At 59.4% G+C, this 16,867-nt stretch carries 13 protein-coding genes and 6 pseudogenes; 13 read left to right on the plus strand and 6 right to left on the minus strand.

All coding sequences use genetic code 11. The features are described 5' to 3' along the window. Positions 1–152 precede the first annotated feature (152 nt). Together N2604_RS39555 and N2604_RS06610 are read left to right on the plus strand one after the other, a co-directional pair. A pseudogene (locus N2604_RS39555) lies at positions 153–263 on the plus strand (transposase); the annotation flags it as partial. 418 nt (positions 264–681) lie between these two features. Continuing rightward, entirely contained in the window at positions 682–1,188 is a 507-nt protein-coding gene (locus N2604_RS06610) for a DUF346 domain-containing protein (RefSeq protein ID WP_050996317.1), read from the plus strand. Between the two features lie 388 nt (positions 1,189–1,576). On the opposite strand, the gene N2604_RS06615 is transcribed toward N2604_RS06610, so the two are convergent. Further along, complete coding sequence (locus N2604_RS06615; protein ID WP_199752497.1) at positions 1,577–1,780, minus strand: transposase; 204 nt, start codon at positions 1,778–1,780, stop codon at positions 1,577–1,579. A gap of 105 nt (positions 1,781–1,885) precedes the next feature. On the opposite strand from N2604_RS06615, the pseudogene N2604_RS39560 reads away from it, so the two are divergent. From N2604_RS39560 to N2604_RS06625, 5 genes and pseudogenes are all read left to right on the plus strand, one after another. After that, a pseudogene (locus N2604_RS39560) lies at positions 1,886–2,081 on the plus strand (IS110 family transposase); the annotation flags it as partial. Positions 2,082–2,349: 268 nt separating this feature from the next. Further along, a complete protein-coding gene (locus N2604_RS06620; RefSeq protein WP_370137893.1) occupies positions 2,350–3,777 on the plus strand; it encodes a di-heme-cytochrome C peroxidase in 1,428 nt (475 codons plus the stop codon). Further along, positions 3,729–4,007, plus strand: a complete 279-nt coding sequence (locus tag N2604_RS39565) for a hypothetical protein (protein WP_370140866.1) — start codon at positions 3,729–3,731, stop codon at positions 4,005–4,007. Before N2604_RS06620 ends, N2604_RS39565 begins: the two co-directional genes overlap by 49 nt. Before the next feature lie 344 nt (positions 4,008–4,351). Continuing rightward, complete coding sequence (locus N2604_RS39570) at positions 4,352–4,636, plus strand: hypothetical protein (RefSeq protein WP_409241721.1); 285 nt, start codon at positions 4,352–4,354, stop codon at positions 4,634–4,636. 156 nt (positions 4,637–4,792) lie between these two features. Further along, a pseudogene (locus N2604_RS06625) lies at positions 4,793–5,788 on the plus strand (IS3 family transposase); the annotation flags it as partial. Positions 5,789–6,986: 1,198 nt separating this feature from the next. Here N2604_RS06625 and N2604_RS06630 read toward each other — a convergent pair. From N2604_RS06630 to N2604_RS06640, 3 genes and pseudogenes are all read right to left on the minus strand, one after another. Further along, on the minus strand, positions 6,987–7,184 hold the full coding sequence (locus N2604_RS06630; RefSeq protein ID WP_158626813.1) for a DUF3768 domain-containing protein: 198 nt from the start codon (positions 7,182–7,184) through the stop codon (positions 6,987–6,989). 231 nt (positions 7,185–7,415) lie between these two features. Next, a complete protein-coding gene (locus tag N2604_RS06635) occupies positions 7,416–7,583 on the minus strand; it encodes a hypothetical protein (protein WP_157786120.1) in 168 nt (55 codons plus the stop codon). A 103-nt stretch (positions 7,584–7,686) separates the two neighbouring features. Beyond that, positions 7,687–7,915: pseudogene (locus tag N2604_RS06640) on the minus strand (IS256 family transposase); the annotation flags it as partial. A gap of 265 nt (positions 7,916–8,180) precedes the next feature. Here N2604_RS06640 and N2604_RS06645 point away from each other — a divergent pair. Next, positions 8,181–9,385 (plus strand): annotated as a pseudogene (locus N2604_RS06645) (IS110 family transposase). 306 nt (positions 9,386–9,691) lie between these two features. Here N2604_RS06645 and N2604_RS06650 read toward each other — a convergent pair. Then, positions 9,692–10,705, minus strand: a pseudogene (locus tag N2604_RS06650) (IS256 family transposase); the annotation flags it as partial. A gap of 157 nt (positions 10,706–10,862) precedes the next feature. Here N2604_RS06650 and N2604_RS06655 point away from each other — a divergent pair. From N2604_RS06655 to N2604_RS06670, 4 genes are all read left to right on the plus strand, one after another. Further along, on the plus strand, positions 10,863–11,528 hold the full coding sequence (locus tag N2604_RS06655; RefSeq protein WP_124163948.1) for a hypothetical protein: 666 nt from the start codon (positions 10,863–10,865) through the stop codon (positions 11,526–11,528). Between the two features lie 538 nt (positions 11,529–12,066). After that, positions 12,067–12,690 carry a tetratricopeptide repeat protein gene (locus N2604_RS06660; protein WP_245334195.1) on the plus strand — a complete coding sequence of 208 codons (624 nt, stop codon included), beginning with the start codon at positions 12,067–12,069 and terminating at the stop codon, positions 12,688–12,690. Between the two features lie 345 nt (positions 12,691–13,035). After that, entirely contained in the window at positions 13,036–13,215 is a 180-nt protein-coding gene (locus N2604_RS06665; RefSeq protein ID WP_225115165.1) for a tetratricopeptide repeat protein, read from the plus strand. 24 nt (positions 13,216–13,239) lie between these two features. Next, positions 13,240–13,419, plus strand: coding sequence for an SEL1-like repeat protein (locus N2604_RS06670; RefSeq protein ID WP_245334194.1), 180 nt, complete (start codon positions 13,240–13,242; stop codon positions 13,417–13,419). Positions 13,420–13,680: 261 nt separating this feature from the next. Here N2604_RS06670 and N2604_RS06675 read toward each other — a convergent pair whose 3' ends face one another. Next, positions 13,681–13,905 (minus strand): hypothetical protein, encoded by a 225-nt coding sequence (locus N2604_RS06675; RefSeq protein WP_311739830.1) that lies wholly within the window; start codon positions 13,903–13,905, stop codon positions 13,681–13,683. 525 nt (positions 13,906–14,430) lie between these two features. On the opposite strand from N2604_RS06675, the gene N2604_RS06680 reads away from it, so the two are divergent. Next, positions 14,431–16,839: a DUF3141 domain-containing protein gene (locus N2604_RS06680; protein WP_158672180.1), complete on the plus strand. Its 2,409-nt coding sequence runs from the start codon at positions 14,431–14,433 to the stop codon at positions 16,837–16,839. The last annotated feature ends 28 nt before the right edge of the window (positions 16,840–16,867 follow it).

A 16,867-nucleotide genomic window follows, 5' to 3' on the forward strand; every position in this document is an offset into this window, starting at 1 on the left:
GGTTGCCCAAAAAAAGTCTGACTAATCCCGGCTGGCTTGAGTACGATTGAAAGCCTCCGATTCTGGGCTCTACTTCTAGTCGTTCCTTGTGACCTTGCCCCACAGGCTTAATCCAGTTTGAAGTTCGTTCTGGCCCACAACAAGGCCAGAGCATGAAGCGACGCAGCCGCTTTTCGGAAGAGCAGATCATCGGGATTTTGAAGGAGCATGAAGCCGGCGTGTCGGTTGCCGATCTGTGCCGCAAGCATGGCGTCAGCGACGCTCTCGCGCAGCGCCGGGACGCGTGGGGTGAGTGCAACCAAAGCGTTGCTTCGCTCACTGCAGCAAACGTAATGAGAATGCAGGGAACTTGAACGCGGGATCACTTTCACGCGAGACCATCTTGTCGGCGCCATCGCAGGGCAAAAGTGTGCGAACTTCAGATTGCGCATTGTTAATTGTTCTCCTCATAACACAATTGGAGGCTGTCGTGACAAATGCAGCAGCAGCGCTTACCAACTCGGTATCGGTGACAGAGAATTCCGATGGACGTTGGAGGTGTTTAGTCTCGGAATCGATAGGGCACTCTGGCATATCTCGCAGGAGAAGCCGCATGCCGGGCCGTGGTCAACCTGAGCCTCGCTTGGCGGCGTTCTCACCAGCTCGCCGTCCAGCGTCGATAATTCGGATGGCCGTCTCGAAGTGTTCGCCCGTGGCATCGACAAAGCGTTGTGGCACATCTGGCCGGACAAGCCACATGCCGGACCGTGGTCAGGCTGGGCCTCGCTCGGCGGCGGCATCACCAGCGATCCTGCCGTGGTCGACAATTCCGATGGCCGTCTCGAAGTGTTCGCCCGGGGGACCGACAACGCGTTGTGGCACATCTGGCAGGAGGAGCCGCATGCCGCTCCGTGGTCCGGTTGGGCCTCGCTTGGCGGCCAGATCACCAGCGATCCCGCCGCGATCGCCGACAGCGACGGCCGGCTGGAAGTGTTTGCGCGCGGGGCTGACAACGCGCTTTGGCACATCTGGCAGGATAAGCCGCGCTCCGGACCGTGGTCCGGCTGGGCATCCCTGGGCGGCGTTCTCCTGAGCGATCCACTCGCGCCTGACGGACTGCACAAGAGGTCGGCCGTCTCACAAGGCGGCCTAACTGACCCATCATTATGCGACTACGTCGTCACACAACGTCGCTTCATCGCGCGCTAATTCCGGCTTTGGACCGGCCCTCGGCCCCGTTACCCGTTTTAATCCGTTGAACGGCGATTTACGCTTCGTGTCGCACGCCATGGAAAACTGCTCCCTCGGCGTCACGAGGAATTGCCCCCTCCTTGGATAGCCGAGGAGAGAGCGAATGAACGAGGAACGAATAACGGAAGGCTCGTCGTGGATTGATCCACGGGGGCAGGTGATGAAGACGCCGGATGACGTGGCGGAGATGTTGCGCCTGAGGGCGTGCGGGTAGGGTCTGAAGCGGATTGCGCGGCAGCTGGGCTGCAGCCATCACACGTCATCGACGCGCCGCAAGGACCGAGCGCGCCCTCAGCCGGCACCGGATCGCGGCAGACCGAGTGCCGGATCTGGCGCGCTCCTCTTCTCACCCCGCGTCGGATGGTTGCACGCTCGAATACTCCGACGCCACGAGGCTGAAAAAGGCCGTCAACTTGAGGTCGTTGAAGCGAGAGAAGTCGCCGGCCTCGGCAGCCGCCGTCACGGCAACGATGAAGGTGACGCCCCGCATTGCCTGCAGGGCCTCTACAAATGGCGTGATCGACCATTGTGGCGCCAGCTCCCCGATCACTTGGACAAACAGTCCACACGGACCTCAGCGTCGGTTACGGCATGAATGTAGTCCTGCAGAACGATTTGGCTCGCCGGGTGCTCGAAGGCGCGCCGTATTGAGCCCGCCGGACTCTGCAGATATGGCCTGCATCGCGACAACTGAACGGACTGGGGCACGACTGCCACGTCGTGGTTCCCTCGCTGATCCCGATGAAGGCCGGGGATCGAGTAAAAACCGACCGGCGCGATGCAGCGGTGCTGGCCAAGGGCGGGCTGACAGCTGTGGGGGTCTGGATGCGGCGCATGAGGCCCTGCGCGAGCCCTCGGATTATGGCGCAGATTCTGCGATTTCCATTGGTGGGCGATGCAGAGGCAGCCGACATCACTACAAAACTTGGTAGGTTGAACTTGATGGGTCTTTAATACCAAATCACCTGCCCTCAGATGCTAGACTGCCGTCTGAGGCTCTTTCTGATCGGCTTAACCGTTGCTACCACGACAAGATCGAGCGCACAGGGCGCGGACGCTATTCCATTCTACGTTGACCAAGGTGCAGAGTGGACCGCGACGGCGAGAGCGGACTTCTATGTGCGCGATCAGGGCTCGCGTTTGATCGCGCTCTCCTGGATGCAGGCTCTAAAGCAAAGGAACGGACAACCGTTCCTCGCCGATGGTTTGTCGCGGTACGGCTATCTCCCCAATCCAGGCAACAAGGTCAGTCTTCCCGTCGGCTTTCATGCCTCCGGTCCTGAAGGTTTCCAAATTGTCGGAATGACCTGCTCCGCATGTCATACGCGCCAGATCGAAGTGGAAGGCAATGTGTATCGTGTCGATGGCGGTCCCGGACTCGTGGACTTCTACACGCTGCTTGGTGACTTGGACAAGGCTGTCGGCGATGTGCTTGCTAGCGATGACTCGTTTGCTCCTTTTGCTGCAGCTGTTCTGCAGTCGGCAAATCCCGATACGGCTGATCTTGAGGTTCTTCGCCGGCAGGTAGACAGGTGGTACTTGCGGTTTCACACGCTTGTGGTGCGAGCCCTGCCCAAAAGCGGCTGGGGAGTAGGCCGTTTGGATGCTGTCGGGATGATCTTCAACCGGTTATCCGGACTGGACATCGGTCCGCCACCCGATTTCATGATCCCGGAAAACATAAAAACCGCTGACGCTCCCGTGAGATACCCATTCCTTTGGAATGCGCCGCGGCAGGACAAGACGCAATGGCCGGGATTTGCAAAGAACGGAAGTGACATCTTGGGGCTGGCCCGGAACGTTGGCGAGGTTTTAGGGGTGTTCGCTACGTTCGAGCCGAAGCGTCAGGGAGCGGTCATCAATTTCCTCAATGGCAATTCCACCAATTTCGACGGCCTTAGCGAGCTTGAAAACCTCGTGAAGCGAATCGGCCCTCCGAAATGGCCCTGGAAGATTGACGCTGCCTTAGCCATCCGGGGTAAGATGATTTTCGAAAGAGGTTCCGATGAAGGGGGATGCAGCGGTTGTCATGGGATTGAAGGCGGCGAGCAGCGCTTTCCATTCATCAAAACGTGGAGAACCGTGGTGCAGAACGTCGGTACCGATACACGTGAGTACGATGTTCTCGCCTGGAAAGCGAAGACAGGCGTCCTGAACGGAGCGTACATTCCCTTCGCAACCGCTCCTCTTAAGGAAAGGGATCAGGTTCTTAACATTCTCGCGACCTCGGTCATTGGTTCGATCGCAGAACACTTGCTAGCCGGTGGTGACCCTTCCACCAACGCACGGGTCGCGGCGTCACCAGATCCGGGGTCGTCGGAGACCCCGGAGTCTCTGGGGTTGGTACGACTACCGCCGACCCTGCAGGATCTGGTAACGGCGTTCGACGCTGTCAGCACTTCGGAAGAGATCAAAAAAGCCAAGCGGAAGGGGCAGAAAAGGCATCGCGCAGTCGACTCCCTCAATGGGGCGCCTACGAGGCCCGCGTTCTGCAGGGCATTTGGGCCGCCGCACCTTATCTTCATAACGGCTCGGTTCCTACCCTAGCGGAATTGCTCAAACCATCCGGGCAGCGCAAATCGCAGTTTAGCATTGGACGGAAGTACGACATCGAAAACGTTGGTCTTGCCGCCGCTCAGGAGCCTCAAAGTGACTCACTATCCGTCACGGATTGTAATGACATCAATTCTGGAAACAGCCGATGCGGCCACGAGTACGGGACGAATTTGAGCGAACAAGACAAAAAGGCGCTGCTCGAATACCTCAAGACGCTGTGACCCGTCGTTCGCTCTTTGAGCATTCTCAAGAGGTCGGTACCCAACGTCGCTCGAAATGAGGCCGTCGGCAAATCCACCTCTGGAGAATCTGGCGAAACTACGAAGCGAGAACTTTTCGTGGACGGGTGCGCTTCTGGGTTGATTGTGGAAGCGAATTGCATGGCCGCATCATGAGAGCGAATCTATATCTGGCAGCGTTTGTGCAGTTGCCTAATGCCTAGGGGAATACCATGACACGCTTGTTTGTGCTTCTGCTCTTTGCCGTCATATCGGTATCTGCTCACGCGCAGTTGCCCGTCCCCTCCACATGGGTGAATCAAAGGGGCTCGTTTCTCTCGATCCAGATGCTAGACCCGTCAACAGGGAATTTCGCGGGAACGTATGTCAACAACGCGACTGGATTTTCGTGCCGGGGACAGCCTTACCCTGTCGCAGGCGTCGTCACGGCAAACAGAATAGATTTCTACGTCAATTGGACGGCACCCGCGGCCCCAGACTGCAAAACAATCACGATTTGGAATGGTCGTGTAGCTGCTAATAAGATTCCAGCTGGGTGGACACTATATTACGTGGGATCGGACTGGCAGTTTCATAAAATGACGGGGCGTGACTTGTTCACGAGGAGGTAGACCAAACTGCTTCAAGTTTGTCGTTCCTGTCAGGGGTGCGCATTCCGACGAAGTCGGCCGTGGATTCCGAGCGAAGCCGGCCGCCTGTACCGATTGTGACCTGCCACTGCGTATTCCTCCAGAAGGAGTTAGAGTCCGGCCCGAAGCGAAGCGGCTGAGGCCTTGGAAGAGCAGAACGCGAAGCTGAAGAAGCTTCTGGCCGAGCAGATGCTCGATGCGCCCGCACTTCGCGAGCTCCTTTCAAAACAATGGTAGGGCCCGCCGCAAAGCGCGCTGCGATCGCGCATCTGCAGGCTGTCATGAGCCTGTCGGAACGGCGGGCCTGCTGGATCGTGGGGGCGGATCGCAAGATGATCCGCTACCGCTCAAGCCGCCCGCCGGACGCAGTTCTGCGTGGCCGATTGCGCGATCTCGCCAACGAGCGGCGGCGTTTCGGCTATCGCCGGTTGTTCGTCTTGCTGCGGCGGGAGGGCGAGCCATCGGGGATCAACCGGATTTACCGGCTTTATCGCGAGGAAGGGCTCACCGTCCGCAAGCGGCGGGCTCGCCGCAAAGCTGTGGGGACCCGTGCCCCGATCCTGGTCGAGGCGAGGCCGAACGCGCGCTGGTCGCTGGACTTCGTCCACGACCAGTTCGCCAATGGCCGACGCTTCCGCATCGTCGACGACGTCACCAAGGAATGCCTGAGCGCCATTCCGGAGACCTCAATCTCGGGGGCGGCGCGTGGCCCGCGAACTGACGGCAATCGTCCAGCGATGCGGCAAGCCAGGAATGATCGTGTCCGACCATGGCACCGAATTCACCTGCAACGCCATGCTCGCTTGGTGCAAGGACGCAGCCATCGATTGGCACTTCATCGCACCGAGAAAGCCGATGCAGAACGGCTTCGTCGAGAGTTTCAATGGCCGGATGCGCGATGAGCTACTCAACGAGACCCTGTTCTTCGATCTCGATGACGCCCGCGCCAAGATCGGCAATTGGGTCGCCGACTACAATCTCCAGCGTCCCCACTCGTCGCTGAAATACCTGACCCCCGCGGCCTACGCCGCCCACCTCACCGCAACGGACGATCGGCTGCGCAACCCCGACCAGCTCCGCCGATCGTCCGTTGCTGCACCCGCGCCACTTGGCGTACAAACCCCGAGACTCTAACTGCCGCTGGATGAAAATGCAGTGGCAGGTCACCGCAGATGCGCACCCGATGGGCTTCCTATACTGCCAACCTCGTTCGAAGTAGGTTGCAAGGTCTGCGCGAGCGCAAACAGCGGAACCTGTGGCTGCTAATGGCAGCGGATTCATGATTGCCCCGGTCCTCGCCTGGGCCAGAAAGAGCGTAAAACTCGATTAAGCCTAGGAGCCCCCCTTCTCGAAAAGCCTGGCCAGTCTCAAATTATCTGACACGGACACTCGAAGTTCTCACTCAGGCAAGAGCCGCTAGACAATTTAAACTACGTCATCCTCAAGACATCGATGTCCCAATCCCGACGGTAGGACGGGTATACCCTGTCAGTGCAGAGAGAGGCGCGTTGTGTCACGAGGAAACGCTCGGTCATAAACCTGCAATCAAAGCGTGCTACGTAGCTTGGTCCGACAACTTGCCGCTGCTGGTCGGAGTGACGCGCAGTGTTTTTTGGCTCATTGATTTGTCGGGATGGGTATTCGCGCATGGTTTACGACACTGCTACGGTGCAGATGCTCCGCAACGTCCTTGATGAAGTACTTGCTAGCTCCACGTTCATCGGGCAGGAGCACCGCTCTGCGCTGGAGATCGCGGAGCGCATTCTTTGGCTTGCCTCACAGGGAGAGCGGGAGGCCGCGACAATCAAACAGCACTTACTGAACGAGTTTTTGGTGAGCGGTAGCGATAGCGTAAGAGCCGAGAACGCCACCTCGATGGTAAGCAAGGCTCCGCGTTTGTGTTCGGACATACGATACCGGGGATCCTAGTAACGCCGGTCGGAGGTTCCGAGCTGAATGACAAATGCCGGCCAATCGCCGCTGAAATTGTTTGACGCTGGGCTATGCACATGCAGATCCCATTGCGCCACTCCGCCTCCGCGGAAAAGAGATCTGTTCGGTGTCATCTCCATATCGCTCGCTAGACAAATGCGCCTCGGAGTCATGTGATCTGAACGAATCCTAGAGCAGCCTACTTACCATTCAGGATCCATACAAAGCCCTCGCCGTGGCGAGGGCTGGACAAGCAGTGTCCGAGGCAAATGTCCGCACTGATCGCGCGCTTAACCCTGAGGGTTCGGCAGGGCTTCCGATGTTCCCCGCCACGGTGCTTCGTCCTGCTGGAGCATTCTTCCGCAGCGTCTGGATAGGAGGCGACCATTTCTTGTTCTGTTCAGTACTCGCTTGCCGACATCAGCCTGAGGACACGCAATGTCCTTTCCGAGTCGCTTGGATCTTCGGAGCCTTGCTGCATCTTCCTGTCGTCGTAGTCGATCTTCCAGAAGAACTTTTGACCCACCAAGTCGAAGCTTCCGAAGCCGTGCTCGCCATGAGAATCGTTCTCCTCTGTAAACCCGGAGAAATCCGCCACCTGACGGAGCGCCTCGGCCTTACGCAGTCGGGTAGCTCGGCGGCTCCGATTGTCATCATTGCCTTGCCGCCACCGAAGTGCGCCGGAAGGCATCGTTCAGAAGGGCGATACTATTCATCATCGCACTCCTCCGCGTCCTCGCGCCTGTAGGGCGTCATGCGGACCACACGTCGCTCCACTCGCGTGCACTCTTCGGGGTGGTAGTAGTTGCGAACCAGCATCGCCACCCTCCTAGATCAGGCCGGCGAGCACAAGTGCCGAGACGATCGTCTTGCCACCACATGCTTCGCAGAAGCCCTGGTCTTGATCGGGCTCCATGTCGGCGGTGTTGTTGCACCCCGCCGTCATGCAGATCGCGGGGCTCGTTTGAACTCTCTCGGCAAGAGAAATGTTGGACATCGTGTCCTCCTCGCTACGAGCTTCCGACCCATTCGGGTGCTCGTTCCGAGGCGGAGCGAGCGTCCACTACTGGAGCTATGCGGGATTTTGGGTGACGAGGTGATCAGGCGGCGTGGTTTTCCGGCATTTGGATGACCTCGATGCCGTCATTAAATCTGACACCTGCGATGACCTTGGGCATTGGATTTGTGCCGTTGAGCCGCCGGCAGGTCTTTGATGCGGCGATGACCAGCTTGAACACCATCAGGCTTGGCGGTGGTCGGCGACAACGAGCCCTTGGTGCGCACCGTTCTGTGCCGCACGGTCGCGAACACGCTTTCGATGGGATTGGTAACCGGTATGAGATGGCTCGGTGCCAACGTTCCGCTGCGGTGTTCCTACATCGTGGCGTATGGTGCGACCATCGGGACAGAGGCACCGGGAGCACGAAGTGCGGACAGGCCGATGCACACGATGAGCCGAGAGCTCGAGTTAGTAGCTGGCCGCCTCTGCGACTCGCCCGGTTGCGCCGCGAGCGCGAATCCGTAGTTGTCGTGTCGCCCGCAGCTCCCGTCATGTGTTCGGCAGAGGAGGTGCGAATGCGACGGATAAATTGGCATTGATGTCCACCGAACCTTCGGGGAGGTGGTATTTTGGGAGAACGGCAGGCTTCGACATGCGGGTCGCATTGATATGACGCGGACTGCGCTGGAGGGATTTGGCAAAACCCCGCTGGCCGGTGATGAGGTGGTGCTCGAAGCGACTGGTAACCGCCTGGCGGTGTCGCGGGTTCTGGCGCCATTCGTGGCGCGGGTGATCATCGCCAATCCGTTGCAGGTGAAGGCGATCGCCCAGGCTCACGTCAAGACCGACAAGATCGATGCCGGCACGCTCGCCAGTCTGCAGACGGCGGGATACCTGCCGCAGATCTGGACGCCTGACGCGGAGACCGAGCGCAAGCGTAGGCTGGTGGCGCGGCGCTACCAGGTCGTGCGGCATCGCACGCGGCTCAAGAACGAGGTGCATTCGATCCTGCACGCGCACCTGATCCCGAAGTGCCCGCATGCCGATCTTGTGCCGGGCATGGTTGGCCGCTCAACAGTTGCCGGACGATGAGTGAGCGGCCATCGACCGGCATGTCCGTGAGCTTGACCGGCTGGCGAAAGACCTGGTCCTGCTCGACCGCGAGATCGCGCGGGACGCAATCGAGGATTCCGCGGTCAACAGATTGATGACGATCACCGGCGTGAACCTGGCGGTCGCCGCCGGCATCGTGGCGGCGATCGGCGACATCAGCCGGTTCAACAGCCCGCACAAGCTGGTGAGCTATTTCGGGCTGAACCCGCGGGTGCGGCAGTCCGGGTTGGGAGCAGCCCACCACGGCCGTATCAGCAAAATCGGCCGCAGTCATGCGCGCGCCATGCTGGTCTAAGCGGCCTGGGCAGCGGCCAAGGCGCCCGGTCCACTGCATGCTTTTTTCGTGCGGATCCGTGCGCGGCGGCCATCAGATCGCCGCGGTGGCCGTGGCTCGGAAGCTCACTGTGCTCTGCTGGCACTTGCTGACAAAGGGCGAGGATTACCTGTGGGCGCGCCCGGCGCTAGTCGCCGGCAAGACCCGCGCGATGCAACTTCAAGCCGGACATCCACAACAGAAAGGGAGCCGCCGTGGACCAGCCTATGCCTACAACATCAAGCCGCTGCGCGACCGCGAGATGTTGATTGCCGCCCAGGCCGAGCAAAGCTACGAACGATTCGTGTCGCAATGGAAGTCGCGGCACCCAAAAAGTGGCTCGCGAGCGCCTCAGTTCGGCAGGACAAAATAGGCAGTCCGGTGACGCTTGCAGCCGACGCGTCACGCTTCGCCACGAGGTCGCCCGCGCCCAACAACCATAATCGCGGCTGATGGCAAGTTCTAGCCAGGAATGCAGTCCCGTTCCACTGCCAGTGTGCCGCCGTGCTCGGGCCGGTCAAGGCCAAGCCTTGCGGTGGCCGCAGATGCGGCCAGCCTTGACCGCCCCGGCGCGCGGCGGCTGCGAGATCGGTGGCCGGGACGGAAGAATGGCCCGCAGCGCAGCCGAACAATAGGTGGACTTACAGCGATCTCCGCAGTCGTCGTCTCGGCGACGAAGAAATCGCTTGTCCATCTCATCCGTCGTGCGCAGATGGTCCCAATGCTCGGCGGGGAAGTCGTAGAAGGTCAGCAGCGCGTCGCGGTCCTTGGTGAGGCATTCGACCGCCCGGCCATACTTGGCGCGGTATTTCTCGGCAAAGACATCGATCGCCGCTTCGGCGGCCGCCCGGTTCGGCGCCCGGTAGATCTCGCGCAGGTCCGTCTTCATGTTCGCCTGCACCGAGAGCGGGACCTTGTCCAGGACATTCACGGTCTTGTGCACCCAGCATCGCTGGTGCCGGGTGCCGGGACAAGCCTCATCGAGCGCCTTCCAGAAGCCGAGCGCGCCGTCGCCGACGGCAATTTCCGGGGCGATCTGCAATCCGCGCTGCTTGACGTCGATCAGGAGCTCGCGCCAGCTCTGCGTGCTCTCCCGCACGCCGACCTGAAAGCCGATCAGTTCCTTCTTGCCTTCCGGCGTTGCGCCGATCAGCACCAGCATGCATTCGCCGTGGTCTTCCATGCGCGCCTGCAGGAAGACCCCATCGGCCCACACATACACGTAGCGCCGCGCCGACAGATCGCGCTTCTGCCAACGCTCGTACTCGCCTTGCCATTCGGCCGTCAGCCGGGAAATCACCCCTGGCGACAGGTTCGGTGCGTCCTTACCCAGCAGGGCCGTCAGCGCCTCCTGGAAGCCGCCGGTCGAGATGCCGCGCAGGTAGAGCACCGGCAACAGCGCGTCCAAACTCCTGGTCCGTCGCGCCCACAGCGGCAGAATCGCCGAGCTGAACTGGATCCGCTCGCCATCGCCGGCCGCGCCGCGGTCCCGAATCTTCGCCCGTGCGACTTCGACGGGGCCGATGCCGGTCGTTCGCGCCGGGCCGCGACCGTGCCGCACCACGCGGGCGCGCCCATCGGCCGGCTTCAAGTCCTTCATCGTGGCAAGAAACGTCGCGACTTCGACCTCGATCGCCTGCGCCAAAAGCTGCTGCGCGCCCGCTCGCAGGATATCCGTCAGTGGATCGTTGATCTCGTCGGGCTGACGAAGACCGCTTCTCGCACCTTTACATCATTGGCAAGACTGTACCGGAAAGTCGACTTTAATCGAGACGACGGCGCTTCAGGACATCGAGCGCGGATGTGGAATCGCTCTTATCGATCCTCACGGCGACTTGGTGGAGCGCGTCGTGGCGCAGGTTTCCACGAGACGCTCATCAGACGTGATCTACTTAAATGCGTGCGATCCCTCCCAGCCGTATGGGTACAATCCCCTGCGGCATGTCCGTGAAGATCGGATCGCGCTCGCTGCTTCTGGCTTCATCGAAGTATTCAAGAAAATGTGGCCGGATGCATGGGGCCTTCGCATGGAGCACATTTTGCGCAACGTTTTGATGGCGCTGCAGGAGCAACCGCACGCCACGATGCGCATCCTATCGGACCGGAAGTTCCGCGCCGAGATTGCGCGACACTTGAAAAACGAGTCGGTTCGGACGTTCTTCATAAAAGAGTTTGAGCGGTTCTCGTTTGGCTACCGTGCCGACGGCACGGCGCCGATCCAGAACAAAGTGGGCGCCTTCCTTTCAGATCCGATACTCAACAGACTTCTAACCGCTCCCCAGCATGATCTCCATGTGCGGCAAATCATGGATGAGGGCAAAGTACTACTGGTGAACCTGGCCAAAGGGCAAATCGGTGAGGACAGCTCGTACACCTGGGCGGATTGCTCGTCACTACGCTCGCGCTTGCTGCGTTTAGCCGCGCCGACCTACCCGAGTATGAACGGCGTCCGTTCTTTGTCTACGTCGACGAGTTTCAACACTTGCAGTCGCCCACCAATACCTCCATCAGCTTGAACCAGAGGTGCGTCACGCCGTTCTCGGAAACGCCGGTACGATCATATCCTTTAGGGCTGGTTCAGACGGTGCGACATACAGGGCGCGGAACTTTCAAGGCCGATTTGATGAAGCCGATCTGTTGCAGCTGTCCAACTATCGTCTACTTAAAGCTGATGATTGATGGTACTCTTCTGATTGATGGTACTCCTTCACTTCCCTTCAGTGCGACCACGCTTGAGCCCTGTACTTTTCGAAGTTAGTGAGAGAAGCTGTTATCCTTGGAAGCCATCGCGGAAACGTGAATTGCATCGCGCCGAGCCTATTCATCAAGGAGGCCTTCCGGCTTCAATGCGGTCGGGCACTCCATCTCTACAGCGAAGGGCAGGGGTGCACGAAGGACTTCGCTGCTGCACTTCGTTGATATCACGCGGCGGCCGATCAGAAGTTTGCACCTGCCGAGTTCGCGCTCGGCGATGTCTATTATCAGGGACGCGGCGTACCCGTCGATTTCGCCCAGGCTGCGATCTGGTATGGCAAGGCCGCCGCGCAGGATCACGTGAGGGCGCAGATTGGGCTCGCATTCATGACGCTGAAGGGTAGGGGCTTGCCCGAGAGCCCGACTGAGGCTGCTCGCCTATTCCAGAGTGCCGCCACGCATGATGATCCGATCGCACTCTACAACATCGGCCTGTTTCGGTTCAGCGGCAAGGGCGTCGCCAAGGACCTCGATCGCGCCGAGACCGCGCTGCGCAAGGCGGCGCGGAAGGATTATCTTCCGGCAATTCAGGCACTCGCGGAATTCTATTCGAGCGGAGCCGATGCCGAGCCCGATTTGCGGGAGGCGGCGATTTGGTATGAGAAGGCGGCCGAGCGGGGCGATGTGCAGGCGCAATTCTTCGTAGGGCGGTTCTATGCGACTGGTGTCGGTGTCTCGCCCAACATTCGTCATGCCGCGAAGTGGTTCGAGCGCGCGGCCGAAAATGGCCATGCCACTGCGGCGTTCAATGTTGCAATCTTCTATCTCAACGGCTCCGGCGTTCAGCGCAACTTGGAGGCCGCGATAAAATGGTTTCGAACGTGCCTCCGATGGCGGCATCAGCGCCGCACAGGTGCAACTCGGAAAGCTCTATTCGACCGGCGCTGGCGTTCCCAAAGATCAGGAAATGGCGTCGGAATGTGAGCAGGGCCGCCAGTAGCGGAGATCCTGACGCCAAGACCGCCTATGCGGTCTTCCTGCTTCATTAGGATGCGTCTGCTGATAACGTTGCACGCGAGCACTCTTTGTTGGGAGAGGCCGCGGAGGCTGGTCATCCTCCGGCGGCGTTTCAACTGGGCGCGCTGAAGATGGGTAAGTTCGGAGGGGCCGCCGATATATTAGGCGCAATCCTATGGCTTACACGGGCGGGGGAAGCCGGTTATGTCGAGGCGCAGTACATGCTTGGACTTCTCCATCTGGATCCGAAAGAGCGGCGTGGGGAATGCTCAGCAGCATCATCGTGGATGACCAAGGCCGCGCGCGCGGGGCATGCAGCCGCACAGTTCCAGCTCGCCGTTATGTACTGGAGTGCGCCTGGATCTTGCAGAGGGTGTGAACTGGTATGAGGCCGCTGCAGAGCAGGGACATACTGTTGCGCAGTACAACCTCGCCGTGATGCTCGGGAGGGGACAGGGGCGCGAGGCTGACGTGACGAAGGCGACGGAATAGCTTCAGAGAGCCGCCGAGCGAGGCATGGCGGAAGCGCAGGTTGCTCTGGGCGACGCGTTGATGTCAGGCCGAGGCACCGCACAAGATCGGGACGCAGCAGTCAATTCGTATCAATACGCGGCGCGGCAACGCAATGAAGGCGCCGTGCGGCGCCTCCAGTCGATCGGCGCGACACGCGAGGAGACTTTCACACTGGAAACATAGGCTTTACGCTAGCCTCGGGCGAGGCGCAGCGCCGCTGCCAGGCTGCAATCCAGGTCAGCACTGGGCGCCACAACACTAAACAGTCGGCCGTGAAGAACCGCCCAAGCCATTGAGCGGGAGTCAATTTTGGAGCGGAGCAAGGTTTAATTGCTACCTTTTGGGGTCTGAAGGCCGGGAAGCTTGCAATTTCATTTTCAAGATTGAAGGAAGCCGCTGGCGCGCATTGAATTTCGTCTCCTGTTCTCAATTGGGGTCGATGTATTAGTTGGCGGAGCTCGTGCCGACGATCTGCAAATGAGCGGGAACATCGAATTCCATCTCGCGCGACACCTCGACGATGGTTTCTGGATGATGGCCATTCTTGGACAGCGCGTACTTGAACGCGTGGGTGCGGTTCAGGAAGAGACCGCGAAAAATCGCCGTTCTGTTCGCGCGCAACCCAAATCCCACGGCGATTCCTGCGACTGCCCAGGCGAGGCGCAGCACCGCCAGTGCTGAAAACCGTAGGCGACCGCATCCGCGGCGCTTCCAAATTGATGGATGGCAGCCTTAAGGTCTCTGACGTTTGTTCCCAATCACAACGCCGAGCATTGCATTCTCGCTTGGGTGTCAGCTACACGGGCTCGCGACGCTCGTGTAAACGCCAGCAAGGAATGTACAGACGTCCGCTATCTAACAAAGGTGATCCGCAGTGTCTGATTTCTGCCAGTGTTGGTTTTCGATCAGACAAAACCTGTGCAGCAGAACAGGAAGACGGAAGTTGCTTGGCCATACTTCGTCTCGGCAGCAACAAGATGCCTGGCATCGACTTTGCATAGAGCGATTCGGGAACGTCGTGGAAAGTCACCCCTGCTCGCAAAACGTCCTCTTGAGGTTACGCTTTCTTGGTCACACTGACCTCGCTTGCGAGCAGTTTGCCGGATGAAAGATGCCGTAGACAGGCAATCCGGCACCACAGCGTGAATCAGCACTACGGGGCGGCATCGACTCTAGAACAGAGGAGGTCAGGCCATGTCTGACTCGTTCCAGCGCTCCAACTTGGCCCAGTCAATGGAAGCGCAACATGCAGAACTCGAGCACGCGCTCACCCGCAGCCCATTCAGACTCCACGCTGATCGCATGGTCCAACAGGGCGCGAAGACCATCAACATTCTACAAGTTGCCTGGATACTGCGGGTCAAGCGCGGCTGCGAAATGGTCTTTATGCGCCTGCCCGAGCTCTTGGCAAGCGGCGAACGTCTGGCCAAAGATCTCCGGAACCTGCGTGACGATGGACAGCTTGGGGTTGCCTGGCGTGAATACACCCGCGACGCGGGCGAGCGCGCTATATTGCTAATCGATCTTCTCCGGGAGAGCGGCGACCTCTTCCTTGAACATGAGGCGGCAGGCTGTCAGCCGGTTCTTTTCTACGAGTACGAGAAGATCATGGACGGAAGGGATCTTCCCGTAAAGTCCAACTTCGTATTGCTGCGCATCATCCCGCCGCAAGATGTTACGGTCGATTACTCCCGTCGTCGGCCCTTTGTTATCATCCCTCCACGTGCGGGACACACTGCGGGTGTGGGAGCCCACGAGCACGATAGTCAGCTCGGCGTCGCCTTGCGCGAAGGTCATCCAGTGTATCTGGTGAGCTTCCGTCGCGATCCGGAGCAGGATCAGCAACTCTCTGATGTGGCCTATGCGGAAGCGGCGTTTGTTCGAGAAGTGATCCGCCGGCATCCGCGCGCGCCTCTGCCGGCCATTATCGGCAACTGCCAAGCAGGCTGGGCGACCCTCGTTCTGGCCGCAACAAACCCTGACTTGACAGGACCCGTCGTCATCAATGGATCACCGGTGACGGCTGTGTCGGGAAACATCGGCGACAACGCTTTCCGCTACATTGCCGGCATATTCGGCGGAGTCTGGATCCCGATGTTTCTGTGCGACCTTGGCCAGGGCATGTTTGATGGAGCCAATCTCATACATAATTTCGAGATGCTCAATCCCGAGCGCCGGCTGTTCCTCAAGTACGCCGAGCTTTTCCGCGACGTGGATACGACGCGCGAAAGCTTTCTTGCCACCGAGAAGTGGTGGAGCAGCTTCTGCTTGCTGCACGAAAACGAGATCTGCTGGATTCTCGAAAACTTGTTCATCGGCAACCGGCTCGGCAAAAACATGGCCTACCTGGGATCGGAGCGTCAGCACGTGGATCTCAAGCAGATCCGGGCGCCGATCATCGTGTTTGCCAGCCATGGCGACAAAGTGACGCCGCCCCAGCAGGCTCTGAATTGGATCACAGATGTTTACGAGGACGAGGAGGAGATCCGCGTTCGCGGCCAACACATTATCTATATGGTGCATGACGACATCGGGCACCTCGGCATCTTCGTCTCTTCAAAAGTTGTCAATAGGGAGTTCCGGCAAGTTGCAACCACGCTTGAGGCAATCGAAGCGTTAATGCCCGGCCTCTACGAAATGTGCGTCAAAGATGTTCAGGAACACGATGGACGAAAAAGCTTCAGTGTTGAACTAGTCGAACGCAGCTTCAAGGACATCCGGGCATTGAACGACAACTATCGCGATGAGTTCCCTTTCGGTGCAGTTGACCGGGCGTCTGAACTTCAGGCACAGATCTATCACACAATCGCCCGCCCCTTCGTCAGAGCTGCAGTCACGACCTTCACGGCCCAAGCTTGCCGTAGTGTTCACCCGGAGCGCCTGTCGCGAGCGCTAATTTCTTCGCGAAATCTGATGCTGGCTGGCTTCAAGTCCATAAGCGAGCAGGTTCGCCAGTCTCGAGCCAAGGCCAGAGTAGATAATCCATTCCTGCTGGCGGAAGCCTTGTATGTGCAGCATATCGCACAGGCGATGATCTACTGGCGCGACCTGCGCGACATGATGTATGAGCTGACGTTCCACAGCATGTGGAACACTCCTTTGCAGCACTATTTTGGTGATCGCTACGAAGTGCAGGCGAGGCAAATGACGCCAGAAGAATTGAGGTCGCGCCCGGACGTTCAGTGTGCGCTTAAGATGATCGCGACCGGCGGCTTTATCGAGGCCGTCATCCGCATGATGGCGCTGCTTGTGAGCGATCGCGGCGGTATCCGCCGCGATCGTCTCGATCGCTGGTCACGCGTCCTGACGCAGAACGAGCCGTTCCGCTCGGTCCCTTCTGACCGTCTGACTACAATCACTCGCCAACAGACCATCATCGCCACTTTGGAACGGGAGCAAGCAATCGAGACCCTGCCATTGCTGCTGGATGACTCTGAGGAGCGCCGCCGCGCCTGCCTGGTCGCACGCTATGTACCTGGTCCCATCGCGGAAATGTCGCCGAAGACGATCGACCTCCTAGGGCGGTTTGCTCAGGTGCTTGAGCAGCCGCCAATCACCGGCGATGTTACCGAAAATCCGTTGGCACAAATGAAGGCTGAGTAAAGCGTCGACGCTTGGCGTAAAGGATGAC

This window comes from Bradyrhizobium sp. CB1015 (genome assembly GCF_025200925.1).
Lineage (GTDB): Bacteria > Pseudomonadota > Alphaproteobacteria > Rhizobiales > Xanthobacteraceae > Bradyrhizobium.

Bases quoted from the DNA above. Each gene is read 5' to 3' on its own strand.
- N2604_RS39570 (WP_409241721.1), top strand. From the start codon at position 4,352: ATGCTAGACCCGTCAACAGGGAATTTCGCGGGAACGTATGTCAACAAC.
- N2604_RS06635 (WP_157786120.1), bottom strand. From the start codon at position 7,583: ATGTCCAACATTTCTCTTGCCGAGAGAGTTCAAACGAGCCCCGCGATC.
- N2604_RS06665 (WP_225115165.1), top strand. From the start codon at position 13,036: ATGCAGCCGCACAGTTCCAGCTCGCCGTTATGTACTGGAGTGCGCCTG.
- N2604_RS06670 (WP_245334194.1), top strand. From the start codon at position 13,240: ATGGCGGAAGCGCAGGTTGCTCTGGGCGACGCGTTGATGTCAGGCCGA.
- N2604_RS06680 (WP_158672180.1), top strand. From the start codon at position 14,431: ATGTCTGACTCGTTCCAGCGCTCCAACTTGGCCCAGTCAATGGAAGCG.